Origin of the sequence: Sinobaca qinghaiensis, from assembly GCF_003610495.1 — a bacterium.
In the GTDB taxonomy this organism is placed as follows: Bacteria; Bacillota; Bacilli; order Bacillales; family Marinococcaceae; genus Sinobaca; species Sinobaca qinghaiensis.
The window spans coordinates 307586-333826 of sequence record NZ_RAPK01000010.1 but is presented as its reverse complement, the minus strand read 5'-3'; the positions used below and the strand labels follow the sequence as shown (position 1 = coordinate 333826).

Genomic DNA, 26241 nt, shown 5'->3' with positions numbered 1-26241 from the left:
CGCTCCATTACGATTGGAGACGGCGCTTTTTTTGTTTTAGTTATTTATTTTGAAGCAGAGCTTACCTACATAATGGTCAGCAAGAGCCAGATGCGCATTATAAAAATCGCTCAATGCAAACTCCTGGTCTATATGAGCGCGAATCTTCCCTGAGCGGATCCGATTATACAGCCTGTTTATAATATCCGGTTCAGGGTCGCCGTTATAGCTGGAGACACGAATATCAGATCTTACATTTGAAATGGGCTGTACACCGTTCGGATAGGCTATCTGCCCGCCGCTGCCGATACACTGAATTAAAGAATCTGCAAAATCTCCGCCGGCTGTAAACAACGCTTTATCAAAACCACCATATACAAAATCTTCCGCGGCTGCGATCACATCGTCTTTCCTTCCGTCTACTGCAGCTTCCACCTGAAGTGTCTGCAGGAGAGACACTCCATCTGTGCCGGAAGCGATCGCGAATACTCTCGCTCCCATCTGCCGGGCGATTTGCACGGCCAGATGACCAACGCCACCGCCGGCTCCTAAAATCATAATTGTCTCCTCTTTTTGGAGCTTTAACACGTCTTCGAGTCCTCTTAGAGACGTTATGCCAATGCCGGAGATCACCCCCGCTTCTTTGCTCGTAAGAGAGTCGGGGATGCGTTTAACATCGTTTGCCGCCACCGCCGCATATTCGGCATAAAAGCCGCCCTTCGGATTAAGAAAACCCGGGGCATACACCCTATCTCCTTCAGCGAGTCCATCTACATTTTTTCCTTTTGCATAAACAACGCCTGATCCTTCCGAACCTAAAATGTACGGGAAGTCAGAATACAGTCCGAGCATGCTATCGTATCCGCCTTCTCTTTCAAATATATCCCACTGTCCAATGCCTGCGTACATTACTTTTATAAGCACCTCATCGTCACCCACGACCGGAATCGGCACCTCCTTCAGCGCCAGCTCTTCAGGACCGCCAAATCTGTCCAGCACGACAGCTTTCATTGAACGTTCCTCCTCTGTTTTTACTTAAAATTATATAGGAAAACTATGCACAGCCATAGCCTTCACTTTAAAAAACAGAACCGGGAGCTTTTGGTTTATCATCCATATAACCGGGCATAATATAAGCAACTGGAGGTGATTAAAATGAATCATGCTTTCAAACCGGATGGCTATAATTCATTATCCCCCTATTTAATCGTAGACGATGCTCAAAAGCTGATGGATTTTTTAAAAGAAGTGTTTGGTGCAAAGGAGCTGCGGCGCTACGATAACGAAGACGGAACCATCATGCATGCCGAGATCCAGATTGATGACTCGGTGATGATGATCGCAGATGCTTCCGAGCAGTATCCGGCTGTAAGCCATCTGCTGCATGTGTATGTACCGAACGTAGATGAGGTATTTGATAGGGCCGTTCAGTCAGGGTGTACGTCAATGGAAAAGCCTGCTCAAAGAGGAGACCCGGACAAAAGAGGAACATTCAAAGACTTTGGGGGGAATATATGGAGTGTTGCCACCCAGCAGTGAGAAAATGGGTAAGCCCTTTAAAAGGTCAGCGGCCTTCTATAGGGCTTTTTTTAGTTGTTGATAAGAAATAGAAGATAGCATCCATACAAAAACATCTTTCAGTTTGGTATAGTAATTCTAACGAGAGAACATACATTCTTTACATAGATAGCTTTTATTTTATCCATCAGAAAAGAGGAGTGGCAGGAATGAAATTTTTCCATACGGCGGACTGGCATTTAGGCAAGCTGGTTCAGGGCGTTTATATGACCGAAGACCAGGAATACATTTTGGAACAGTTTATCGAAGCGGTGAAAGCAGAAACGCCGGATGCAGTTATTATTGCAGGAGATCTTTACGATCGGGCGGTGCCGCCGACTGAGGCCGTCCAGTTATTAAACCGGGTGCTCGAAATCATTGCGATCGAGCTGAACATACCGCTGCTTGCGATCGCAGGCAACCACGACAGCCCGAGCCGCCTGCATTTTGGCCGGGAAGTGATGAAACAGTCCGGCTTTCATATTACCGGGGAACTGAGCGAGCCCTTTCAGCCGGTCGTGCTGCACGATGACGCCGGTGAGGTGCACTTTCACTTAGTGCCCTACACTGATCCGAGCCAGGTGCGGCTTGCGCTTGAAGATGAAACGGTAAAAACGCATGATGACGCCCTGCGTGCAATTACGGCAAAAATAGAAGCCGTCAAAGATCCAAATGCCCGCCACGTATTTGTAGGGCACGCGTTTCTGACGTCGCACGGGGAAGAAAAGGAAAACACGAGCACGTCCGAACGGCAGCTTTCCATCGGCGGTGCGGATCAGGCGAGCGCTGGTTATCTGGACGGATTTGACTATGTAGCGCTCGGCCATCTGCATCAGGGGCATTTCGTCGGCCGGCAGACGGTGCAGTATTCGGGCTCGCCGCTGAAATATTCTCTTTCCGAACAGACGCACAAGAAAGGCTATCTGGTGGTGGACATTGCTGCCGACGGCACGGTGGAAGTAGAGAAGCGGCTGCTGGAGCCAAAGCACGACATGTATGCAGTGGAAGGCTATATCGCTGATATTCTGGAGCACGAGATATGTGAAGACTACGTGTTTGTGAAACTGCTAGACGAGACCGTGGTGCTCTCAGCTATGGAGAAGATCCGCTCGGTCTATCCAAACGCGATGCACGTGGAGCGAGAGTTTCCTACGTTGTCTGTAACAGATTCGGAGAGTACGCTGAAAGACCGCACGAAGATGAGTGACTTCGCGCTGTTTCAATCGTTCTACGAAGAAGTGAGAGGTTCGGAAGCAACGGAAGCGACCGAGCAGTTATTCCAGGATGCGCTGCAGGCGCTGAACGTGAAAGAAGGGGAGCGGAAATGAAGCCATTAAAAATAAAAATGACCGCTTTCGGTCCGTATAAAAACCAGGAAGTGATTGATTTTAATGATCTGCAGGATCACAAGCTGTTCGTAATTTCCGGAAAAACCGGCGCGGGTAAGACGTCGATTTTCGATGCGATCTGCTTTGCGCTTTACGGGGACGCCAGCGGGGAAGACCGCAGCGACATCCGCTCGATGCGCAGCCACTTTGCTGAGGATGACCTGCATACTTCCGTTACGTTTGAATTTGAACTCAAAGGCCGCGCGTACCGGGTATTCCGCCAGCTCTCCCACGTCAAAGCGGGAAACAAAAGCGGCACCGGGGAAAAGTATGAGCTTTATGAAATTACGGACGGACAGGAAACCCCGTTAACCGACCGCTTTATCGCAACCCAGGTGAATGAAAAAATCCAGTCGATTATCGGTCTGACGAAAGACCAGTTCAGCCAGATTGTGATGCTGCCGCAGGGAGAGTTCCGGAAACTGCTCACCTCAGAAACGGAAAACAAGGAAGAAATCCTTCGGAAAATCTTTAAGACAAGCTTTTATAAACGGGTCGTCGATCATCTGGACGGCAAGCGCAAAGACATCCAAAAGCAGTTCGATAATCAGAAGCATACGAGAGAGATACATATTGAAAATGCAAAGGCCTCTCTGCCGCAGCGGGAGGAGTCGGCGTTTTTTAACGTTCTCGCGCAGGAGCACTATAACACAAACCAGGTGCTGGACGGGCTGGCCCAGGAAATCTCGTTTTACGAACAGCAGCAGGAGGATACCTACCAAACGTTCCAGGCCAAAGCAGAAAGCGTCAAAAAAGTCGAAGCCCAGTTTCATCAGGCGCAGGATCTGAACAAGCGCATCGATACTCTGGTAGAAAAGCAGCAGGAACAAAAGCAGCTCGAAGACAAGCAGGAGCAGTTTGCCGCAAAGGAACAGCAGCTGCAGCTTGCCGAGAAAGCCGCGCAGCTGGAAGTATATGAAAAGCAGGCAGTGGAGATACGGGAAGAAGCAACACGTAAACAAAAGCAGCAGGAACAGGCAAAAGCCGCTTATAACAGTGCTTCCGAAAAGCAGAAGACCGCCCAGGCGGTGTTTACCGAAGAAGAAAACAAAGCGCAGCTCCGGGAAGATACGAGAAAAGAACGGGACCGTCTTGAGTCGCATCTTCCCACCGTACAGGAGCTGGAGAGTAAAAAGCAGAACATCCGGCAGTTAAAAACCGAAGAAGAAAAGCTTTCCCAACAGGCAGAAACGGGCGAACGGGAGGTTCAGCAGGCAAGAGCGGAACTGACTAAAAAGCGGGAAGAACTGCAGCCGCTCGAAGAAAACGTCCGCTCCCTCCAGGAGAAAACAGAACAATTAAATGACCTCCGTACAGCGGCTACTATTATGAAAGAATACCTAAAAAAACAGGCGTCGAAGAACGAGGCAGTAAATGAAGTATCAGGATTAAAAGCCATTTATGAAAAAGAAGAACAATCGTTTGAACAGCTGGAGGAGCGCTGGCTCAATGGGCAGGCCAGTATCATGGCAGCGGACCATCTGCATGATGGGAAGCCCTGCCCGGTCTGCGGCAGCGAAGAACATCCGAAATCTGCCGTTCTGACAGACGATATTCCTGGTAAAGACGAGCTGGAAGCTAAGCGCCGCGAGAAAAAGCAAAAGGAAGCGGATTTCACGAACGCCCAGGCGAAAGTACATGCGATGCAGGAACAGGAGAATGAAAAAAAGCAGGAACTGATCGATAACGGCTATAGCCCGGAAAGCGCGGCACAGGATTTTCAAACCATTTCCAGGCAGGGCATTGAGCTGAACCAGAGTATTCAGCAGCTGAAGAAAGATCAGGAAACGATAGATGAACTAAGGGAAACGATTAGAAAAAACGATAAAACGCTTGAAACAAAGGTAGAAGAACAGACAAAAATGACGGAGCGGCTCTCCAATCTGCGTGCCGATTATAAGACGGAAACATCGCTCTATGAGCAGAGCATTGCTTCGATTCCGGAAGAGCTGCGTTCTCTTACGCATCTGAAACAAAAAATCGAGGAAACAACCGCGACGTACGAGAAGCTCGAAGGCGAGTGGAAGCGGGCGCAGGAGGCTAGAGATAAGGCAAAGGAAGCGCTGCTTACCGCAGAAGCAAACGTCAAGCATTCCGAAGAACAGCTCCAGGAAGCACAAAACAAACAGGGAAAAATACAGAACACCTATGAAGAAGCGCTGGAGAAGGCCGGATTTTCTACGGAAGCCATCTATCAGGAAGCAAAACTTCCGGTGGAAATGCGGGAAGCGCTGCAGCAGGAAGTAAAGGACTATCACACCGCCGTGCAGACCGTTGCGGTTCAGGTAAAAGATCTGCAGGAGGCATTACAAGACCAGGAACGGATCGACCTGCCGGCGCTGCAGGAAAAGCTGAATGCACTCCAGCAGGAGATGGAAGAGGCGAGAACCGCGCACCAGCAGGCAAAAAGCTATCTGAACAACGCTGAACTAGGCAGGGAGAGAATCGCCGCTGCCGAAAAGGAACTGGCGGACGTGGAACAGGAGTTTCAGCTGATTAAAGACTTGTATGACGTGGTGCGGGGGGAGAATACGAAAAAGATCAGCTTTGAGCGCTACCTGCAGATTGAATTTCTCGAGCAGATTATTCATGCGGCTAACGAACGGCTGAAGCGCCTCGCAAACGGCCAGTACTACCTGATGCGCAGCGACCGGCTCGAGAAGCGTGGCAGGCAGAGCGGGCTCGGTCTGGATGTGCTCGATAATTATACCGGGCAGGTGCGGGACGTAAAGACCCTGTCCGGAGGCGAGAAGTTCAACGCTTCCTTGTGCCTTGCGCTCGGCATGGCAGACGTGATCCAGGCGTATGAAGGCGGTATTTCGATTGAAACGATGTTCATTGACGAAGGCTTCGGCTCCCTTGATGAAGAATCCCTGCAGAAGGCGATCGATACGCTCGTCGACCTGCAGCAGTCGGGCCGCATGATCGGCGTGATTTCCCACGTGCAGGAAATGAAGCAGGTGATTCCTGCCACTTTGGAAGTGAAAAAAACAAAAGAAGGATACAGCGAAACCCGTTTTGTGCTGCATTAACACAAACCTGTCTCTTTGCATGAACGCGTGAGTCGTGTAAAATATATAGGGCTAAGAAAAATAAAAGACCAGTATAAATAGATCTGTTTTTAAATAGAGAATATATAGATGAAAGGATTGGAATAGGAGTATGAAAGAAAATTTCTGGCGTGACCTGCCGCGGCCGTTTTTTGTCCTGGCGCCGATGGAAGACGTGACGAACGTTGTGTTCCGCCATGTGGTGGCGGAAGCGGCCCGGCCTGATGTGTTTTTTACCGAATTTACCAACACGGAAAGCTACTGCCACCCGGAAGGGATCTTCAGCGTGCGGGGACGCCTGACGTTCACAGAAGACGAGCAGCCGATGGTAGCCCACATATGGGGAAACAAGCCCGAGCATTTCCGGGAAATGAGCATCGGTATGGCAGAGCAGGGCTTCAAAGGTGTCGATATAAATATGGGCTGCCCGGTACCGAACGTGGCAGCCAAAGGAAAAGGCAGCGGCCTGATCCGCTATCCGGATAACGCAGCGGACGTCATCCAGGCGGCCAAAGCGGGCGGCCTGCCGGTGAGCGTCAAGACAAGACTCGGCTATACGAACGTGGACGAGTGGAGAGGCTGGCTGACGCACGTATTAAAGCAGGACGTTGCCAATCTGTCGATTCACCTGCGCACAAAAAAGGAAATGAGTGCCGTCGAGGCGCACTGGGAGCTGATTCCGGAAATCATGGCTCTCCGGGACGAAATAGCACCGGACACTCTGATTACGATCAACGGCGATATTCCGGATCACCAGACCGGGATGGAGCTTGCGACGAAATACGGCGTGGACGGCGTCATGATCGGACGCGGGATCTTCACGAATCCGTTTGCGTTTGAAACAGAGCCGAGAGAGCACAGCAGCAAGGAGCTGTTTGATCTGCTGCGCCTGCATCTGGATCTGCATGATAAGTATTCGACCGAAATCGAGCCGATTTCCTTCAAGCCGCTCCGCCGCTTCTTTAAAATCTACATCCGCGGCATCCGCGGGGGCGGAGAGCTTCGCAATCAGTTGATGACCACAGAGACGACGGATGAAGTCCGTGCTCTGTTGAATGAATTCGAAGCCGGCACGTTGAAAAAAGAGAAACAGTTGAATTTATAAGTAGTATAAGAAAGGCCCATCCGCTGCAGCGGACGGGCCTTTTGTTATGTCTCCAGCGCATTTTTATCAATCACTACATCACCGTGTTCATCCAATAACGGGGTGAGGGTCACGCCCTGCGGTGCCCACGTATGCAGATAGTGTACGCCTGTCACCTTGTCGATGAGTACCATCACCAGGCCATACTGATACGTCTGCACGGCGGTTTCTTTAAATCGTTTGTCCTTTGATTCTTGTTTCTTTTTAAACATGGCTTGTTCCTCCTTTGTTAATCACTGTCCAGCCCGTTTTTCTTATACATATAAATGAACAATCCCAGCGAAGCGGCGAGCCAGACGATAAGCACGCTCGTATCCATTACATTCCACTGATACTCCGCATAGGGGGTGAGGGTGTCGGCCAAATTGGCAAGGACTCCTCCATACGTGAAGTTTAGAATGTTTCCTAAATCCTCATTGAACATCTTAAGAACAGGAGTGGAGGTTAACAGAATTAAAATAGGCGTACTCACAATAGATGCCTGCGCCTGGTTTTTCGCATACACGCCGATAATATAGCCAATGATAATACTGATTAAGCTGGCCGCAGTAGTGATAACGAGATACGTCGGAATCGGAATATCGCTGAAAGACACGCCGCTTGCCGGTATTAATAGAATATTGGTCACGACAAGAATAACTAATATCGGAATCATGCTGCCTATAAAATACTCGCCGCCTTTCACGGAAGACGTCATCAAAACCCGGAGCGTATGTTTTTCCTTTTCTTCGGCAATCGGGGAGCTGCTCATGGAAATTCCGGCAATCGCAATATTAAAAATCAGCCCAAAGCTGAGCAGAAATCCGCTCGTGGAAAACGGTGCGCCGGCTTCCGTTCCGTCGAGTTCCGGCATGAGATACCCCATGACAATGACGAAAAGGAGCGCGAAGATCGGCGTGAAGAGAATGCTTAAGCCCCCTGCGATCAGCTTCAGCCGCAGCTGCAGCACAGCGTTTATTTTTCTGAGTGATAGATTCAAACCAATTCCCTCCCGGTTGCTTCCAAGAATACTTTTTCTAAATTTGGTTCACAGGAATGAATCGTCACGAGCTCGTCGTTTACTAACCACCGATTTATCTGTTCGATCGACGCGGCCGTATGAGGAAGCGTCAGCTCCTGATCATCTTCGAGCAGCACCTGGTAGCGCTTGTCCTGATTGTACTTCAGTGTTAACGCCTTTGGGGAGTCGTGTTCCACAATCAGGCCGTCATTTAAAAGTGCTACGCTGTCACAGAGCTTTGTTGCTTCTTCCATATTATGCGTGGTCAGGAAAATGGCGGCGCCGTTTTCCTTTAACTCCAGCAGCAGCTCATGAATGGCCTCGGTCGTAACCGGATCAAGCCCGCTCGTCGGCTCATCTAAAAACAGCACCTTCGGCTGATGCAGCATCGCCCTGGACAATATCAGCCGCTGCTTCATGCCTTTGGATAAATCCTTCGCCAGTTTGTTCTTATCATCTATCAGGCCGACTCTCGTAAGCAATAGGTCAATCCTTTTTTTGTCCACGTTCAGCAGTTTGGCAAACGCCGTTAAATTATGATACACGCTTAACCGCTCATACAGTCCGCTGTTGTCGGTTACGATGCCTATCTGTTCATAAATACTTTCGTCAATCTGCTCCACGGGATTGCCGAGAACAAATGCCTGGCCGGAAGACTGGGCGAGCTGTCCGGTGAGGATTTTAATGGTGGTTGTTTTCCCGGATCCCGACGGACCGAGAAACCCAAAGATTTCTCCGGCCTGAACCGAGAAGGTAATGTCTTTTAAAGCCGCTTCTTTCTTAAACTTCTTGGATACGTGTTCCACATGAATTAAAGGGTGTTCCATCTGCGCTCTCTCCTCTAGTCAGCATTTAATGGATATCAGGCGCTCCATCTGATGTTAACTGTAAAGAAAAACGCCGAATATGTCGTAAATCCCCGCCGAACAGTAACCATCCATGCTGAACGGTATGACAAAGAGGCTGAAATATCGCTATTTCACCCCCAACTGTACGCTAAAATTCGATTAATGCCTTCATTTCTTCCAGGCGGGTCCGGGAAAGCGGCAGCTTGACGTTTGCATTTCCTTTCAAGATTAACATGTAGCTGTTCTTGGAATAGCTCACTAATTCGGACACCCGCTGCAGGTTCACAAGATACGAGCGGTGACAGCGGAAGAAGCCGAAGTTCGTTAGTTTCTCCTCGAGGTCATTCATCGTTAAATCAGTCGGGAAATATTCTTCGCCGATCCGGATCGTACTTACGCTGTTGATGCTTTCGATAAAATCAATTTCCTCCGGGCTGAAGAAAATCGTTTTGTCCGTCCGCCGGCTTGAGACTTTGTACACTTTATTAGGCTTGATAATCGTTTCCTGTTTATCATCAGGTGCTGATTTTGGTTCAATCGCCAGATCTGTTTTCTCCAGTCCGTCATTGCGGGTGTAGCGATAGATGTCATTACTCAGAAGCAGTAATTCCTCCAGGTAATGGGAGGTGAAGACGACCGCCGTGTTCTGGGATTGAAGATGCTCGAGCGCTTTTATATACAGCTCAACGCCTTCGGAGGTGGAGTGGCTCAGCGGACTTTGAAGAAGCAGTAGCTTCGGGGCAAACAGAGACATTCGAAACAGGCTGATTCGCTTTTTCTGGTCTAGGGACAGGCGGCTGATTTTCGTGCGCCATACGTCTGAGAGGGAAAAGATGCCGATGAACTCCTCCAACGGCTTAGGGAAATCCGCGATTTTCTTGAAAATAGTTAAGTAACTTTGCACCGTTAAGCTTTCATATAAAGCGTCCTCCGCGAATTCCGTCAGAATACCGGTTGTTTCTTTATCAATACGGCCGCCGGTAGGAGAGAGCTCCCCGGAAAGCAGCTTGAAAAAAACGGTACTCTCCTTGTTTGTCATCTGAATCCCGATCTGAGATGTTTCCTCTATATTCAAATGAATGCCCTTCAGCACGACCTGATTGTCTTCCTGCTTCATGACATCTTCCAGCGTTATTAAGGTGGTCACTCCAAACACTCACTTTCCTGTTTATTTACGTAGAGGCTTTATAACAATCATGGGTAGGGTCAATTTAAGTCTCTCATATATTTCTTAAACTTGTGAGACGTTTTTTAGATTTCTAGTTTTGCTAAAGCGATGTTTTATATTTCTGACCACTTAGTGGATTTTTATTATAATTATTTTTAAAAACAAAAACCATACAGATATTGAATATATAGTAAAATATAGAAACACTATAATGAACAATATTCTTACATACAGAAATGAGGCACTCTATCCATGGAGCATCGTTTGGTCGTCAACTCAGAATCAAATAACTTACTAAAGGAACTTACCAGTTCACTACAAACGTGCGATAGCTTCTATTTTGGCGTTGCTTTTGTTAATTTTAGCGGCGTGCAGCTGCTTTTGGATACGTTAAAGGAAGCAGAGAAACGGGGAATTCGAGGGAGAATCATGACCTCTACCTATTTGAATTTCACCGATCCTCAAGCCTTGGAGCGCTTAAAGGAATTTGAGCATATTGATTTAAAAGTATTTGTCACGGATAAGCAGGTAGGGTTTCATACAAAAGCATACATTTTCGAATATCCAGATTCATACAAGATTATTATTGGCTCTTCGAACGTGACGCAGTCTGCTTTGAAAAGTAACGTAGAGTGGAACGTTGAGATTGTTTCGAAGAAACATGCTGCTTTTGTAGAGCGGGTACTGGCAGAATATGAACAGCTGTGGAACCGCAGCATTATCGCGACAGAGACATTTCTCCATGACTACCGGGAAATGTACCGCAACACGGAAAGAGTGGCTTTTACAGCCAATGCTGTTTATGAAAAAGCAGAATATGTGGTTCCGAATTCGATGCAAAGTCGCGCAATCGATAATTTAGATCGACTGCGTAACTTAGAAGAAACAAAAGCACTAGTTATTGCAGCAACGGGAACCGGAAAAACGTATATGTCTGCATTTGATGTAAAGCGTGTTCGGCCTAAAAGGCTCTTATTTATTGTACATAGAGAAGAAATCCTTCAAAAAGCGAAAGAAACCTTTGAACACTTAATGCCTTCCATTCAGCGCAGCTTCGGGGTGTTAACAGGAACCCAAAAAGACTGGGACGCTGACTATTTATTTGCGAATATTCGAACGCTAGCAAATCATCATACGTTATTTGAGCCAGAGGCTTTTGATTATATTGTGGTAGATGAAGCTCATCACGCGACGGCCTCTCAGTATGAACAGGTGCTTGCTTGGTTTACGCCTCAATTTACATTAGGCATGACGGCTACACCAGAAAGAAGCGACCAGCTGTCTGTGTTTGAACTGTTTGATCATAACGTCGCTCTAGAAGTTAGGTTGCATGAAGCATTAGCGGATGATATTGTGGCTCCGTTTCACTATTTTGGTATTACCGATCTGTCAGATATTGATTTAACTGACGTCCATCTAGAAGATACCGCGGAAATTGCGAAAAGGCTGCAGGTCCATAAGCGGGTAGAGTTTATTGCAGAACAAATGGCGTTTTATGGTTTTGACGGAGAGGAGCGAAGAGGGCTAGGCTTCTGTGTGAATCGGGAACATGCGGCATTTATGGCAGCAGCTTTTAATCAACAAGGCATTACTAGCCAATATTTATCCGGAGAAGACAACGGAGCAGTTAGAGAAGCGGCTATTCGAGATTTAGAAGATGTCTCTCATCCTCTGGAGTTTTTGTTTACGGTGGATATTTTTAACGAAGGTATTGATATTCCGACGGTGAATCTTGTACTGATGTTAAGGCCGACTCAATCGCCAATTGTGTTTATTCAACAGCTAGGACGAGGACTGCGTAAGCACCCTGGAAAACAATTTTTAACCGTTCTAGACTTTATTGGCAATCATACGAAGAGCTTCTTGATTGCGATCGCTCTAAACGGTCAGCGCTACTATGATAAAGAGAGCTTAAAGGTAGCAGTAGCCACTGAGTTTGCTCACGTACCGGGCGCTACTCACATTCAAATGGATAAGATTTCGCAAGAACGAATTCTCGCCCAGATTGATCAAGAGTCTTTTTACAGCATGGCCTATTTGAAAGAGCAGTATATGGAATTTAAGAAAGTTCGTCATGGGAAAACACCCTATGAACTGATGGATTATTACACGTATGATGGTGCACCTGATCCAGTGAAGTTTATTCAAAAAGAAGGCAGCTACCTTCATTTTCTTATGAAAATGGAAAAAGAGGATTCTATAATAACGTTGCTTCAAGATGAAGTTTGGGCTAGCGTATATAAAACAATTTCCAAGATGCTACCAATCAAACGTCCGCATGAGTTTAGCTTATACCTCGCCCTTCTTGAGCAAGACGCCCTATCTATAGAAGAGGCAGCATATGAAATTCGCCATTGGGTAGAGGAAGTAAATAGGAATAGCGTGCAGCACGCGATGCAAAATGTGACGCACGCCTTTTTAGACCAACGCGAAAAAGACCGATCGCCAGCATTGGTGGAGTGGTATGAAGAATCCATTGTACGTAGCTCGATTTTAAAAGAGTTGCTGCAAAGTGATACGTATAAGCAGTACTTCATCGATTTACTGGAATACGGCCTGCACCGCTATGCGCGAGAATTTGGTAAAAAAGACTACGGTACGCCTTTCTTTAAGCTACATGAACAATATCAAATGAGAGACACAGCGGTATTATCGAATGCGACAGTCACTCATTCTTCTTTTCGAGGTTCGGGTCTGCTTCGGAGTGGAAATGATTTATTCTTATTTGTGGATCTTCATAAAGATGCCGGCACGGAAGAACGACTGATGTATAAAGATGAAATAAAAAGTCCCACTGATTTTCAGTGGGAGAGTCCAAATAATATGGCGCAAAACTCAGAACGTGGAGAAAGAATTATAGAGCATAAAGAAAAAGGAAACAGGCTTCATTTATTCGTTCGGAAATATAAAACGATAGAAAACAGTGTTGTCGAACCATTTATTTATTTGGGAGAGCTCAACGTAGAGTCTTTTCAAAATGAAAAGCCGGTGATGTTTCAAATGAAGCTGCATCATCCTATTCCGGCTCAGCTGTATAGAGAGCTTACGGAGAAAGTTTAAGACAGAGAAGCTTTAGCCATTAGCTCTTCTACTGCGGGTACGTCAGCTGGGGCCCAGTTCAAAGAAGAGAATAGATCAGGCGTTAGCCAGAGGAGCTTAGCGTGCTCAGTAGCAACTGGTTCTCCGGAAATTAGCTCGGCTTGTATGCAAATAAGCTCAACGATAAAAGCATCGTATTCATGAACATGGCGATGGAAAACGTCGCCTGCTTTAATGTTACAGTGCAGTTCTTCGCTAATCTCACGTTCAATGGCTGTTTGTAGGTCTTCTCCAGCTTCTACTTTGCCACCGGGAAATTCCCACAGGTTTGGTAAAGACATATCAGGACTACGGAGCGCACAAAGTAATTCATTTTGATCATTTTCTATAACAGCAGCAACAACGCTGATTTGTTTTTTAGGCATAAGTAGGTCATTCCTTCCAGAGTATGAAGATACAATGAGTATAGCAGTTTGCGAAAACTTCTTCACTACAGATAATCGTTTTCGAATTTGTTTGGTAGGGGATAGAACTATATAAGAATAAAGGGGGATTCGATGAAGAGGTTAAAATTAGCTGTTGGGTATATGGCTATATTCTTTGTCATAAGCACCGTAATGAGTTACATAATAGAGAATGAATTTAATCAAACTCTAGTGCTTGGACAGGTCTTAGGTGGGCTGTTCATTGGTTTGTTTTTAGCACCTCATTTTAATTTTGCGAATAAAGAGAAAGCCCAGCGAAAACGGTCTATGCGAAAAGTTACTAACAATGCCATGTACCTTTTTCTGGCAATGTTTTTGATTGTATTCATTATGAATTTTGTATTTGAGTCCACAAACTGGACGGCAACAGCTATATTTGGGATTCCTTTTCTGGTGACCTTTTTGATCAGAATGTTATATAAAAACAAACGTTAAAATAGAGAGCCCTTTATCGTGATGTTGATACATATAAATTCATACGAAAGGGGCTTTTCATAATGAAGCGGGACACAGCCATACAGCAGCTGTCTTTTTTCATAGGGGATTGGGAGTTGGAAGTCATCCACCCACATCTGGGTACTATTTCCGGGAGCACCGTGTTTGAGTGGATGGAAACAGAGCAGTACATGATGCAGCGCATCCGTATTGATCAACCGGACTTCCCGGGCAGTACGATCGTTTATGACTATGATGCGGAAGCTAAAATGTACCTGCAGCATTACTTTGATTCACGGGGTGTGACGCGTCTCTATCAGATGAGTCTGGATCATCATACGTGGAAGCTGTGGAGAGAGACCTCCGACTTTTCACCGTTGGATTTCTCTCAGCGCTTTACAGGAGAGATCAATGCATCACAGGATGTTATCCAAAGCGTCTGGGAAAAAGCGTATGACGGGGTGACCTGGGAGCATGATTTCAAAGTGATGTATAGAAAAGTTTTGTAAGGAAAAAATACTGAAAGTCAAAAAAGATCTCTTATTGAAACATTTCAATAAGAGATCTTTTCTGCTTTCATAAACCGTTGCAGTGTCCCATACTTATTCCAGTTTTTTGATTGTTTCTCCTGGAATAAGTACCGGCTGGTAGTAGGTTTCATTAGGCAGGTCTTTATGGTTTTTTAATTTTTTGATAATCCAGTCGGCTGCCTCCCGTCCCATCTGTTCCTGAGGGTGGGTTAATGTCGACAGCTTAATATTGGCTGTTTTCGCAATATAGGAATTGTCCTGGCCAATAATGGAAAGCTCATCCGGTATGGAGATGCCAAGCTTTCGGCATACCGTAACCACCTCTAATCCCACCTCATCGTTATAGCAGACGAGCGCGGTCAGTGCCTCTTTATTTTCAGCCAGAAATGTTTCCAGATTGGCATGCAGATCTCCTTTCGTTTCCGTATTAAACGAAAGCACATGCTCCGGCTGAAACTGCAGCCTGTATTCCCCGAGCGCTTTGATATATCCTTTCATTCTATACTTTCCCTGCAGGTCATCGGTCTTGGAAATGAGTCCGATCTGCGTATGGCCTTTGGAAATCAACTCTTTCGTGGCGAGGTAGCTTGACTGCACGTCATCGAGGCAAAAGAAGGGAACCTCTAATTCCTCATAGTGCGCGTTAATCATAACGAACGGGATGCCCTGGGCCTTAAACGATAAGTAGTAGGAAAGGTTGGGGTTGTAAAGATTGCTTTTTGTCGGCTCCACGATCAGTCCATTCACGCCAAAGGACAGCATCATTTCCAGCGCTTTTTTTTCCTGCGCTGCGTCGTTGTTGGTACTAGCGAGAAGCAGGGAATAGTTCTCCTCATTCAATTTCCCTTCTACTCCGCGGATAATGGAAGGAAATATATAATCGGAAATATACGTCGTGATCACGCCAATGATTTTGTTGTTGGCATTCTCCCGTGACTTTGCCTGGTACTGGTCGCTCACATACGTGCCGGAGCCTTTTTCACTTCTTAAATAGCCTTCGTTCGCCAGCTCAAGAATAGCTTTACGGACCGTATGTCGGCTTACTTTATAAATGTCCTGCAGGGCGGATTCAGTAGGGATTCGTTCGCCGGCCTCGTAGTCGCCGGTAAGAATTTTGCTTTTTATATCTTCAAACAGCTCCTGGTATTTTGGTTTCATCGGCTCACATCTTTCTGTAAAGTTGGTACGTATAAGTATGATTTGTCTGTACATATTATATCGCGGCAGCGAATAAATGAAAAGATACCCTGAAATCACAGCTGAAATCACCAGCAGCTAACGGAAATGGATACCACATCGTATCCGTTTCTTTTTTTACGCCTTATAATTTGTTTGTACATATAATATTTATATTGACATATGTACGTACAAAAAATACAATGAACGTATTAAATGCGGCAGATTTTTTTATGCTTTTCTGAAATCGCTATCAATAAGGAGGGTCATGTGATTACCAATCCACTGAATACTAAACGTGCCATAACGGAAGGAAACACTTCGCTTGGAATTGAATTCGGATCCACCCGTATTAAAACCGTATTAATAAATAACGATTTTGAAGTAATCGCGTCCGGGAGTCATGAATGGGAGAATCATTTCCTGGATGGTTATTGGACGTACAGCCTGGCAGATATCACGGCCGGGATGCAGGCAGCCTACAGGGAGATGGCAGAGCAGGTAGAAAAGGAATACGGAGTATCTTTGCAGGTAATCGGCTCTATCGGCATTTCGGGAATGATGCACGGGTATATGGCGTTTGATCACGCAGGTGAACTGCTTACGCCGTTTCGTACGTGGCGCAGCACAACTACCGGTGCTGCAGCCGGGCAGTTAACGGATACGTTCCAATTCAATATACCGGAGCGCTGGAGTATTGCCCACCTTTATCAGGCAGTCCTGAATGAAGAAGAGCATTTGAATCATATTGATTTTATGACGACGTTATCCGGATACATTCACTGGCTTCTGACCGGTACGAAAGCAATCGGCATCGGCGAGGCTTCCGGGATGTTTCCGATTGATGTCTCAACACAGGATTATAACGATTCGATGATGGAATCGTTTGATGAGCTTACTGCGGGTTATACCTGGAACGTAAAGAATATTCTTCCTCCGATTTATACAGCAGGAGAGCAGGCGGGAACGCTGACAGCAGCGGGAGCCGGAATGCTGGATGTATCGAAAAAGCTGCAGCCGGGTATTCCATTCTGTCCGCCGGAAGGTGATGCAGGGACCGGGATGGTCGCGACAAACAGCGTAAGAAAACGTACCGGCAACGTATCTGTAGGCACGTCGGTATTTGCCATGATTGTGCTGGAAAAAGAACTTCAAAAGGTCCTGCCGGAAATTGATCTGGTCACAACACCCGCCGGCAGCCCGGTTGGAATGATTCATGCGAATAACTGTTCAAGCGATCTCAACGCCTGGCTGACATTGTTTAAGGAATTCTACGAGGCGATGGGGCAAACCGTAGATATGAATACCGTGTTCGAGGTCATGTTGAAACAGTCGCTGGAAGCCGAGCCGGACGGCGGGGGAATGGTCAGCTACGGCTATTTCTCGGGTGAAACGATCACAGGGTTTCAGGAAGGACGGCCGCTGTTTGTCCGTTCCCCGGAGAGTAATTTTAACCTAGCCAACGTCATGCGTGTGCATCTGTATACTGCTTTTGCTGTATTAAAAATAGGCATGGATATTCTGGCTGAAGAAGAGAATATTGCTATTGATAAAATACTGGCTCACGGCGGTTTGTTTAAAACACCGCTAGTCGGCCAGAGAATTCTGGCGGCTGTGATGAATGCTCCCGTGTCCGTCATGAAAACGGCAGGCGAAGGCGGCGCATGGGGCAGCGCGGTTCTCGCATCATACATGAGAAGCAAAAGTACCCGTGAAAGCCTGGAGGATTTTCTGGATAACCATGTGTTTGAAGACGTGGAGGAGCAGGAAGTCCATCCGGATGAAACCGATGTGAAGGGATTTGAAACATATATGAAAAGATACAAAAAAGGGCTGGCGGTAGAGCAGGCAGCAGTAGATCATATAGCAGGAAACGGGAGGAATTAATGTGCTGGAGCAATTAAAAGAAAAAGTGTTTCAGGCGAATCTGGATCTGCCTAAACACGGGCTGGTAAAACATACGTGGGGAAACGCCAGTGCGATTGACCGGGAAACAGGCTTGTTTGTGATAAAGCCGAGCGGCGTTGATTATGAAACGATGAAAGCAGAAGATATGGTAGTCGTTGATTTAAATGGCAATACCGTGGAAGAAAAATTGAAGCCTTCCTCAGACACAGCAACGCATGCAGCGCTGTACAGACGTTATCCGGAAATTGGGGGCATTGCACACACGCATTCCACCTGGGCGACCATCTGGGCGCAGGCCGGGCTCGATGTACCGGCGATGGGAACGACGCATGCCGACACGTTCTACGGCTCCGTTCCCTGTGCACGCCAGTTAACAAAGGAAGAGGTAGACCGCGGATATGAAAAAGAAACCGGGAATCTGATTATCGAGACGTTTGAAGAACGCGGGCTGGATATTATGGCCGTTCCGGGCATTTTAATTCATGGCCATGCTCCATTCACATGGGGGAAAGATGCAGCGGCAGCGGTTCTGAACAGCCTTGTGCTGGATGAAGTGTCGAAAATGAACTTGTTCACGCGGGAATTAAATCATTTTGCCAAAGAGCTGCCTAAACACATTTTAGATAAACACTATTTACGAAAGCATGGGGCAGAAGCCTATTACGGACAGAAGTAATGTACATTTTAAAATAAAGAAAAGAGGAATACTATGTCGAAGGAATTCTGGTTTGTAGTAGGATCACAGCATCTTTACGGAGAAGAGGCGCTGGCGGAGGTGAAAGCCAATGCACAGGTAATAACGGATGCGCTGAATGAAAGCGGCGTGCTGCCATACCCTTTGGTACTGCAGGACCTGGCGGTGAGCGCGGATAAAATTACAAATGTTATGAAGGAAGTGAACTACCAGGATAAAGTAGCCGGCGTCATTACGTGGATGCACACCTTTTCGCCTGCAAAAAATTGGATCCGTGGCACATCGTTATTGCAGAAACCGCTGCTTCATCTGGCGACCCAGTTCAATGAAAAAATTCCCTGGGAAACGATTGATATGGATTTCATGAATCTTAACCAGTCCGCGCACGGTGACCGCGAGTACGGCTTTATTAATGCCCGTCTGAACAAAAAAAATAAAGTAGTTGTCGGCTATTGGGGACGAGAGAACGTGCAGCAGCAGATTGCTGAATGGATGGACGTCGCCGTAGTATATAATGAAAGCTTTAACACTAAAGTTGCCCGTTTTGGGGATAATATGCGCCATGTCGGCGTAACCGAAGGGGATAAAATAGAAGCACAGATTCAATTCGGCTGGACCGTGGATTACTATGGTATCGGAGATCTAGTTGAGTATGTGAATGCGGTAAAAGAAGAAGAGATCAATGCTTTATTTGAAGAATATCAGGAGCTGTATGTATGTGAGTATGGGTCATATAAAAAAGAAGACTGGGAAGCGAGCGTCAAGGTGCAGGCAGGATACGAAATCGCCATCCGGCGTTTCCTTGAGGAAGGAGGCTACAACGCCTTCACGACAAATTTTGAAGATTTACATGGGATGAAGCAGCTTCCCGGCCTTGCCGTGCAGCGTTTGATGGCAGAGGGATATGGATTTGCGGCTGAAGGAGACTGGAAAACGGCGGCTCTCGACCGCCTGCTCAAAGTGATGAGCCACAACCAGTCAACCGGCTTCATGGAAGACTATGTATACGAACTGTCTGCCGGACAGGAGTCCGTGCTTCAATCGCATATGCTGGAAGTAGATCCAACCTTGGCAGCAGGCAAACCAAAGATTGTCGTATCCAGACTGGATATCGGCGGGAAAGAAGATCCGGCGCGCCTGGTCTTTGATGGGAAAGCAGGCGATGGTGTAGTCGTCTCCATGATAGACCTTGGTACGCACTACAAGCTGTTGATTAACGAAGTGTCTGCATTTGAGCCGGACGTTTCTGCGCCTAACCTGCCAACAGCCCGAGTGCTCTGGGACATCAAGCCGAACTTCCAGGACGGCGTTAAAGCCTGGATTGAAAATGGCGGCGGGCATCATACCGTCGTGTCGCTGAACCTTACGACAGATCAAATTGTTACCTACGCAAAACTTGTCGATTTGGAATATGTTGTTATTAAGTGAGACCAGCCCCATTCAACGTAAAGACATAAAGGCGCTTCGGCGTCTTTTTTTTGCGTCTTTTTCTGCAATAGGATTAATAAAATGTATTACTTATCAAATAAGACGCAATTATATAATACAGAGCACATAGTTAGAATACCATAATGTAATCGCTTACTATAATGAGGTTATATCAAATCGAAATAACGAAAAGAGGGAGAGGGGGAAAGGGTGGAAGATTCCGCACTGTTGTCAGCTTACTATTATATTAGTCTTTCTTTGTATCGTTAAAGAAATTATACAATTTTCATCATACGGCTGGTTAAACAATAGATTGGATTAATCCATAGGTGGATACAAAGTTCATTCAAAAAAATGATACCGCTATCATGTGAGGGTTATTACTATCAAAAAAATGAAATGGATCATTTTAGAATAGGAGAGAAAAATGGAAGCGATAAGAAAAGAAGAAACGAAGCCTCAAAAACAGATGAACCAAAGAGAGATGCCTTTCAAACAGTTATTGGGTGATGGAATTGGACAATTCGGCATGACGCTTCTCGGTACGCTGACGGCTGTCCTGTTATTTTACTATACCGACGTAGTCGGAATCTCCGCAGGGTTGGTTGGTACATTACTGCTGGTGGCCCGTTTTTCCGACGGCTTTACGGATTTATTTATGGGTAACGTGATTGATAATACAAAGTCAAAGCATGGAAAAGCCCGTCCGTGGATACTCTGGATGGTCTTTCCGGCTATGATAGCAGCCATTGCTCTATTTAATGTGCCGGATATTGGTTCCACCGGGCAGGCTGTTTATATTCTTGTAACAAATATTATATTTTTCTCTATATGTATGACTATTTTAACGGTGGCTTACTTTTCATTAATGGCACTGACGACAAGAAATCACCATGACCGCTCCTTAATCGGTATTACCCGTGCTCTCTTTAATGTACCGGGCGGGATGTTAATGAGCGCCGGTCTTATTCCGATTCTGGCAGCATTCGGCGGCGGGCAGCAGACGTGGACGATTGCGATCATTATCATCAGCAGCATCGCCGTTATTACGCTGCTGATTACGTTTAAAACATCAAAGGAAATCGTAACGTCGACAGAGAGAACAGAGATTGAAAGAAAGATGCCGTACAAAGAGAAAGTGAAAATTTTATTTAAAAACAAATATTTAGTGAAGCTGCTGCTGGCCGGTGTCTTTATTAATACATTGTTTAATATCAACACCGCTGCCGGCGTGTATTACGCCATATATATCTGGGAAGACGTTAACCTTGTAGCGGTTATCGGTGGAGTAACCTTTCTGCCATTGATTTTTGTTTTGTTTCTGCTTCCTCCTATTATTAAGAAATTCGGAAAAAAGCAGGTTATTATTGTAGGTTCTGTCATGGGAATCATCGGAAACATGGTCCGGTTAATCGATCCGTATAGTATTTCTGTCGGCTTGACCGGTATGCTGATCGTTTCCATAGGACTGGTTCCTTTAATTGCGCTGATAGGGCCGATGATTAACGATACGATTGAGTACGGCGAATGGCAGTCCAATGTAAGGATGGAAGCTACGGTAAATGGATTCAACAGTTTCGTTACAAAAGCCGGAGTTGGTATCGGAACGGCTATTGTTGCATGGTCGCTCGCTTTTGGCGGATATGCTGAAGGCCAGGCCACTCAGCCTGACTTAGCCAATCACATGATCATTGCCATGAATACGTACATTCCGGCACTGCTGTATGTAATTATGATTATTTCCCTGGCCCGTTATGATCTGTACAAAATCTATCCATCTATTATTGCTGATCTGGAAAAACGAAATAACCAGACGGAATAGGAGTTCTTTTTCAAAAGCGGTTTCTGGTATCCCGAAGTAAACAATATTCACTAAATGCGTACAATATTTTCTTAATTTGACTAATGGGAAGGGATTCGATCGTGAAAAAACATGCATTTCATCTTGACTGGGAGTTTAGAAAAGAAGCAGCAGAAGAGTGGAAAGACATCATATTACCTCACGATGCCATGCTGACGGAAACAAGGGATGCCGGCTGTGAAAACGGGGCAAATACCGGCTATTTCCCGGGAGGTAAATATAGGTATCGAAAGAAATTTCAAATTCCGGAAAGCAGAGACGCAGAAAATGTCATATTGGAATTTGAGGGCGTTTACTGCAATAGTGAAGTTTTTATTAATGGAGAAAAAGCGGGAGGCCACCGCTACGGCTATACAAATTTCTATATAGACATTACTGATTTTATTTACACAGACCGGGAGAAATACAATGAAATACTCGTGAAGGTGGATAACTCCAAAGAGCCAAACAGCAGATGGTATACGGGAAGCGGTATCTACCGCCCCGTCCATTTATTCACCGGAGGAAAGGCATATATTCATCCTAATAAAGTAAAGATTACGGCGGAAAACGGGGACATTGCGGTAGAAACGAACTATGTATCAAGCAATGAGAATATAAGTGTTCATACGGAAATACTTTACAATAATGAGCTGGTGGTCATATCAAACACGGCGGAAAGCGGTGTACAGCAATTAAAGATACCGCACGCTAATAAATGGAGTGCCGAATCACCGAATCTATATCACTGCCGCATTTCTTTACTGGAAGATGGAGAAATTCTCGATAGTCATGAAACAGAATTTGGCATTCGCAGCATTTCGGTCAGTGCCCGGGAAGGTTTGCGTATTAATGGAGAGGAAGTGAAGCTGCGGGGCGCATGTATTCATCATGATAATGGCATTCTGGGCGCAGCCACATATGAAGATGCGGAGAAAAGACGGATCAAAATTTTAAAGGAAGCCGGGTTCAATGCTGTCCGGGCGGGGCATAATCCGCTGTCCAAAGCTATCCTGCAGGCCTGTGACCGGTACGGTCTGTACGTTATCGATGAGACGTTTGATCAGTGGTATATTCCTAAAACAAAATATGACTACGCTTCTATATTTGAAGAAGACTGGAAAATGGATACAACAGCTATGGTGGAAAAAGACTACAATCATCCATCCGTCATTATGTATTCAATCGGCAACGAAGTCAGCGAAACGGTAAATGAGAGGGGAATTGAGCTTACTGAAAAGCAGGCGGACAAAGTACGTGAACTTGATCCAACCAGACCAGTGACGATTGGAATCAACCTCTTTTTAAATGGCTTCGCAAAGCTTGGAATGGGCATTTACAGCGAAGAAAAGATAGACAAAAAAGAGAAAAAAGACAAAAGTCCAAAAAAAGAAAAAAAGAATCAGGCGAGCGGAAGCGAATTTATTAACAATATGATGACCGCAATGGGATCATTCATGAATAATTTCGGACGTCTGCCCCTTGTGGATAAAGCTACGAGAGATGCTTTTGCAAAAGTGGATGTAGCCGGATATAACTATGGCAGCGGGCGCTACAGGATGGAAAGCCGAAAGCACCCGGATCGTGTAATAGCAGGAAGCGAGACATTCCCGGGTGATTTAGCTAAAAACTGGAAGATGGTGAAAAAATTCCCGTATCTTATTGGTGATTTTATGTGGACAGGATTTGATTATCTCGGGGAAGCCGGGCTGGGTGCCAGTACGTACCCTGGTCAGGAAAACAGCAACCCGAAACCATATCCGTGGCTGTTATTTGGCGGTGGAGTGATTGATATAACGGGTTACCAGACACCTCAGGCAGCCTACAATAAAGTAGTCTGGGGACTTATCGACCGCCCCATTATTGCCGTGGAGCCGGTGCATTATTATCCGGCTAAGCCGGTAGAGTCCATGTGGCGTCATTCCGATGGGCTGGCAAGCTGGTCCTGGGATGACTGTGAGGGAAAAAAAGCGACGGTGGAAGTATACAGCGCTGCTCCACAGGTAGAACTGTTTCTTAACGGGAAGTCGATGGGCAGCAAAAAAGCCGGCGAAGCGAATAAATATAAAGCTGTTTTTAAAAATATTCCCTACGAAAAAGGAACACTCACTGCTGTCAGCAAAGACAAGAAAGGCAAGGAGCTATCTAAAAGTCAACTGGAGTCAGCCGGCAGCAGTTTAAGATTACAGGTTGGTGCAGAAAGAAGTTCATTACAAGCCAACGGGCAGGATCTTGCCTATATAGACATTGCCTTCACAGATGACCAGGGAATAGTGAAAGTGCTGGAAAACAGAACAATAACGGTTGAAGTGGAAGGTCCTGGAGACCTAATAGGCTTTGGCAGTGCCAATCCATATACAGAGGAAAGCTTTTTAGACCCTTTCCAAATGCCATACCGGGGACGGGCGCAGGCCATCGTCCGGACCGCTGTGAATCCCGGGACGATAAAAGTATACATTACGGCGGAAGGCTGCGAACCTGCAGAAGTGCAGATAGCGGTGAATGAATCATGGACCGTTCATAAAAGAGAGACAGTATTAGTTGAATAAAACGTAAGGAGAGGTAATGTGACCACACAAAAAAGCTATCAAATAACCCCGCAAAAACCGATTTCATCCGGATTCAGCAAAGATTCGACCGCAGCTGAGGTGCTCGAAGGCATTGATCTGACCGGCAAAACGGCTATTGTCACCGGCGGATATTCCGGCATCGGGATTGAAACGACACGTGCCCTGGCGGACAGAGGAGCTGTCGTGATCGTACCTGCCAGAAGCGTAGATAAGGCTGAAACTTCTTTAAAAGGTATTCCTAACGTGGAAATTGAAACGCTTGATCTAATGGATCCCGGTTCTATTGATGCGTTTGCAGACCGTTTTCTCGAGTCGGAACGGCCGCTTGATATTTTAATTAATAATGCCGGCATTATGACACCGCCGTTAATGAGAGATGCAAGGGGCTATGAGTCTCAATTTGCGACCAATCACCTGGGCCACTTTCAATTGACCGCACGGCTCTGGCCTGCTTTAAAGCAGGCCGACGGGGCACGGGTCGTTACCGTCTCTTCGGCTGCCCATATGTATGGAGGCATTGATTTTGATGACCCTAACTTTGAAACCCGCGAATACAACAAGGGATTGGCTTATGCCCAGTCCAAATCAGCTAATGCATTGTTTACCGCAGGTCTTGATAAGCGCGGTTATGCTCATCATATCCGTGCATTCGCTGTTCATCCCGGCGGAATTAAAACAGATCTGTTCCGGTATATATCCGAAGCAGAAGCCGGAGGCGGAGGTATTACTGATTTTAAAACAGAGGAGCAGGGCGCAGCAACGAGTGTATGGTGCGCGACGGATCCTCAGCTCAATAACAGAGGCGGCGTGTATTGTGCAGATGCGGATATTGCGGAAACAGCGTCTTCTATGGACGATATGCCGAATGCTGTATTTGAACACGCCCTTGACCCGCATCTTGCAGAACGTCTCTGGGAGCTCAGCGAAGATTTAACCGGCGTGGCATTCAGCGGTGGATCACGTTAACTGGACAATAAAGTAATGTAGTGGTCTTTAATCCTATATCAAAAGAGGTGGTAATAACATGAGCAGAATACTGGAAGGCAAAGCAGCTGTAGTTACAGGCTCAGGGCAGGGTATCGGAAGAGATATTGCAATCTGCATGGCAGACCTGGGAGCCAGGGTGATTACAAACAACCGCAAACCGGGATCTTCCCTGGATGCTTTTGAAAAAACGTCGCTTCAATTTAACGACGAAGAGCGTGAGGCGCTTCAGAAAGTTAAAGGCGATGCGCAGACAACGGCCGATGAAATTAATCGATCAGGTGGAGAAGCGATTCCTTTTTACGGAGACGTAAGTGATTTTAAGACGGCTGAGAAGATGGTCCAAACAGCAGTCGATCATTTCGGACGTATTGATATTATCGTAAATAACGCCTCATCCAACTGGGTGGGGAATATTATGAAAATGGACGAAGAATTATGGGATACCAGCGTTGCTTCGAAGTTGAAAGGAGCATTTAACCTGATGCATCACGCTCTTCCTTATATGAAAGAGCAGGGATTCGGCCGCATTCTAAACTCCTCTTCAGACGCATTTCTTGGGCTGGAAGGCTATGCGGCCTACGGTGCTGCCAATGCAGGACTGGTGGCACTTTCAAAAGCAGCAGCAAAAGATGTAGCCGCGCACGGCATAACGGTTAATGCATATACGCCGCTTGCCAAAACACGCGCCTGGTACAACGCTGTTGCAACGTACAGACTACAGGGTGTTTCCAAAGAACAGGTGGAGGCAGTAGCTCCTGAGGCAATGAAAGAAACAGCCGAAGGGATGGTTCCATTTTTGGCTTATCTTGCATCCGACAGTGCCGATAGTATCTCCGGTTACTTATTCAAGCTTGCCGCCAACGGGGAAATAGGCGTCTGGTCTGACTCTGAAATCATAAGCGAAATCAAACAAGAAGAAGGTGTCTGGACCATCGGTGAGCTCGAAAAGCGGGTGCCCGGCGAGCTGCTTAAACATTTAAAAGAAAGCGGATCAAAACTGCCTTTGAAATAACAG

The 26241-nt window shown here is 46.3% G+C and carries 21 protein-coding genes; 14 read left to right on the top strand and 7 right to left on the bottom strand.

Features of this window, described 5'->3' with window-relative positions; all coding sequences use genetic code 11:
- Positions 1–36: 36 nt before the first annotated feature.
- Positions 37–990, bottom strand: a complete 954-nt coding sequence (locus tag ATL39_RS13625; protein ID WP_120193901.1) for a quinone oxidoreductase family protein — start codon at positions 988–990, stop codon at positions 37–39.
- 144 nt (positions 991–1134) lie between these two features.
- Between ATL39_RS13625 and ATL39_RS13620 the strand changes: the two genes are divergently transcribed.
- From ATL39_RS13620 to ATL39_RS13605, 4 genes are all read left to right on the top strand, one after another.
- On the top strand, positions 1135–1518 hold the full coding sequence (locus ATL39_RS13620; protein WP_120193900.1) for a VOC family protein: 384 nt from the start codon (positions 1135–1137) through the stop codon (positions 1516–1518).
- A gap of 188 nt (positions 1519–1706) precedes the next feature.
- The gene (locus ATL39_RS13615; protein WP_120193899.1) at positions 1707–2864 is read left to right on the top strand and encodes an exonuclease SbcCD subunit D; all 1158 of its coding nucleotides are present in this window, start codon (positions 1707–1709) and stop codon (positions 2862–2864) included.
- Positions 2861–5956 (top strand): AAA family ATPase, encoded by a 3096-nt coding sequence (locus tag ATL39_RS13610; protein WP_120193898.1) that lies wholly within the window; start codon positions 2861–2863, stop codon positions 5954–5956. The genes ATL39_RS13615 and ATL39_RS13610 overlap by 4 nt, the downstream gene beginning before the upstream one ends.
- A gap of 130 nt (positions 5957–6086) precedes the next feature.
- The gene (locus ATL39_RS13605) at positions 6087–7079 is read left to right on the top strand and encodes a tRNA dihydrouridine synthase (protein ID WP_120193897.1); all 993 of its coding nucleotides are present in this window, start codon (positions 6087–6089) and stop codon (positions 7077–7079) included.
- A 44-nt stretch (positions 7080–7123) separates the two neighbouring features.
- Here ATL39_RS13605 and ATL39_RS13600 read toward each other — a convergent pair whose 3' ends face one another.
- From ATL39_RS13600 to ATL39_RS13585, 4 genes are all read right to left on the bottom strand, one after another.
- Positions 7124–7330 carry a DUF6440 family protein gene (locus ATL39_RS13600; RefSeq protein ID WP_120193896.1) on the bottom strand — a complete coding sequence of 69 codons (207 nt, stop codon included), beginning with the start codon at positions 7328–7330 and terminating at the stop codon, positions 7124–7126.
- A 17-nt stretch (positions 7331–7347) separates the two neighbouring features.
- Positions 7348–8097 (bottom strand): ABC transporter permease, encoded by a 750-nt coding sequence (locus ATL39_RS13595; RefSeq protein WP_120193895.1) that lies wholly within the window; start codon positions 8095–8097, stop codon positions 7348–7350.
- Entirely contained in the window at positions 8094–8945 is an 852-nt protein-coding gene (locus ATL39_RS13590; RefSeq protein ID WP_120193894.1) for an ABC transporter ATP-binding protein, read from the bottom strand. The genes ATL39_RS13595 and ATL39_RS13590 overlap by 4 nt, the downstream gene beginning before the upstream one ends.
- 169 nt (positions 8946–9114) lie before the next feature.
- Positions 9115–10113, bottom strand: a complete 999-nt coding sequence (locus ATL39_RS13585) for a LytTR family transcriptional regulator DNA-binding domain-containing protein (RefSeq protein ID WP_245960996.1) — start codon at positions 10111–10113, stop codon at positions 9115–9117.
- Positions 10114–10386: 273 nt separating this feature from the next.
- Here ATL39_RS13585 and ATL39_RS13580 point away from each other — a divergent pair, with 273 nt between their 5' ends.
- Positions 10387–13194, top strand: coding sequence for a DEAD/DEAH box helicase (locus tag ATL39_RS13580; protein WP_120193893.1), 2808 nt, complete (start codon positions 10387–10389; stop codon positions 13192–13194).
- On the opposite strand, the gene ATL39_RS13575 is transcribed toward ATL39_RS13580, so the two are convergent.
- On the bottom strand, positions 13191–13598 hold the full coding sequence (locus ATL39_RS13575) for a (deoxy)nucleoside triphosphate pyrophosphohydrolase (protein ID WP_120193892.1): 408 nt from the start codon (positions 13596–13598) through the stop codon (positions 13191–13193). The two genes, ATL39_RS13580 and ATL39_RS13575, sit on opposite strands and share 4 nt — an antisense overlap.
- A gap of 132 nt (positions 13599–13730) precedes the next feature.
- Between ATL39_RS13575 and ATL39_RS13570 the strand changes: the two genes are divergently transcribed.
- Together ATL39_RS13570 and ATL39_RS13565 are read left to right on the top strand one after the other, a co-directional pair.
- The gene (locus ATL39_RS13570; protein ID WP_120193891.1) at positions 13731–14093 is read left to right on the top strand and encodes a hypothetical protein; all 363 of its coding nucleotides are present in this window, start codon (positions 13731–13733) and stop codon (positions 14091–14093) included.
- A gap of 62 nt (positions 14094–14155) precedes the next feature.
- A complete protein-coding gene (locus tag ATL39_RS13565; RefSeq protein WP_120193890.1) occupies positions 14156–14602 on the top strand; it encodes a hypothetical protein in 447 nt (148 codons plus the stop codon).
- Between the two features lie 93 nt (positions 14603–14695).
- Here the strand turns inward: ATL39_RS13565 and ATL39_RS13560 are convergent, their stop codons facing one another.
- Entirely contained in the window at positions 14696–15781 is a 1086-nt protein-coding gene (locus tag ATL39_RS13560) for a GntR family transcriptional regulator (protein WP_120193889.1), read from the bottom strand.
- Between the two features lie 288 nt (positions 15782–16069).
- Here ATL39_RS13560 and ATL39_RS13555 point away from each other — a divergent pair, with 288 nt between their 5' ends.
- The 7 genes from ATL39_RS13555 to ATL39_RS13525 all read left to right on the top strand — a co-directional run bounded on the left by ATL39_RS13555 (position 16070) and on the right by ATL39_RS13525 (position 26238).
- Positions 16070–17686: a xylulokinase gene (locus tag ATL39_RS13555; protein WP_245960995.1), complete on the top strand. Its 1617-nt coding sequence runs from the start codon at positions 16070–16072 to the stop codon at positions 17684–17686.
- A gap of 1 nt (position 17687) precedes the next feature.
- Positions 17688–18383, top strand: coding sequence for an L-ribulose-5-phosphate 4-epimerase (locus tag ATL39_RS13550; protein WP_120193887.1), 696 nt, complete (start codon positions 17688–17690; stop codon positions 18381–18383).
- A gap of 33 nt (positions 18384–18416) precedes the next feature.
- Positions 18417–19829 (top strand): L-arabinose isomerase, encoded by a 1413-nt coding sequence (gene araA / locus ATL39_RS13545; RefSeq protein WP_120193886.1) that lies wholly within the window; start codon positions 18417–18419, stop codon positions 19827–19829.
- Between the two features lie 427 nt (positions 19830–20256).
- Positions 20257–21651 carry an MFS transporter gene (locus ATL39_RS13540; RefSeq protein WP_120193885.1) on the top strand — a complete coding sequence of 465 codons (1395 nt, stop codon included), beginning with the start codon at positions 20257–20259 and terminating at the stop codon, positions 21649–21651.
- Between the two features lie 101 nt (positions 21652–21752).
- Positions 21753–24218, top strand: coding sequence for a glycoside hydrolase family 2 TIM barrel-domain containing protein (locus tag ATL39_RS13535; protein WP_170146934.1), 2466 nt, complete (start codon positions 21753–21755; stop codon positions 24216–24218).
- Positions 24219–24236: 18 nt separating this feature from the next.
- Positions 24237–25205 (top strand): SDR family NAD(P)-dependent oxidoreductase, encoded by a 969-nt coding sequence (locus tag ATL39_RS13530; RefSeq protein ID WP_120193883.1) that lies wholly within the window; start codon positions 24237–24239, stop codon positions 25203–25205.
- 58 nt (positions 25206–25263) lie between these two features.
- The gene (locus ATL39_RS13525) at positions 25264–26238 is read left to right on the top strand and encodes an SDR family NAD(P)-dependent oxidoreductase (RefSeq protein ID WP_120193882.1); all 975 of its coding nucleotides are present in this window, start codon (positions 25264–25266) and stop codon (positions 26236–26238) included.
- The last annotated feature ends 3 nt before the right edge of the window (positions 26239–26241 follow it).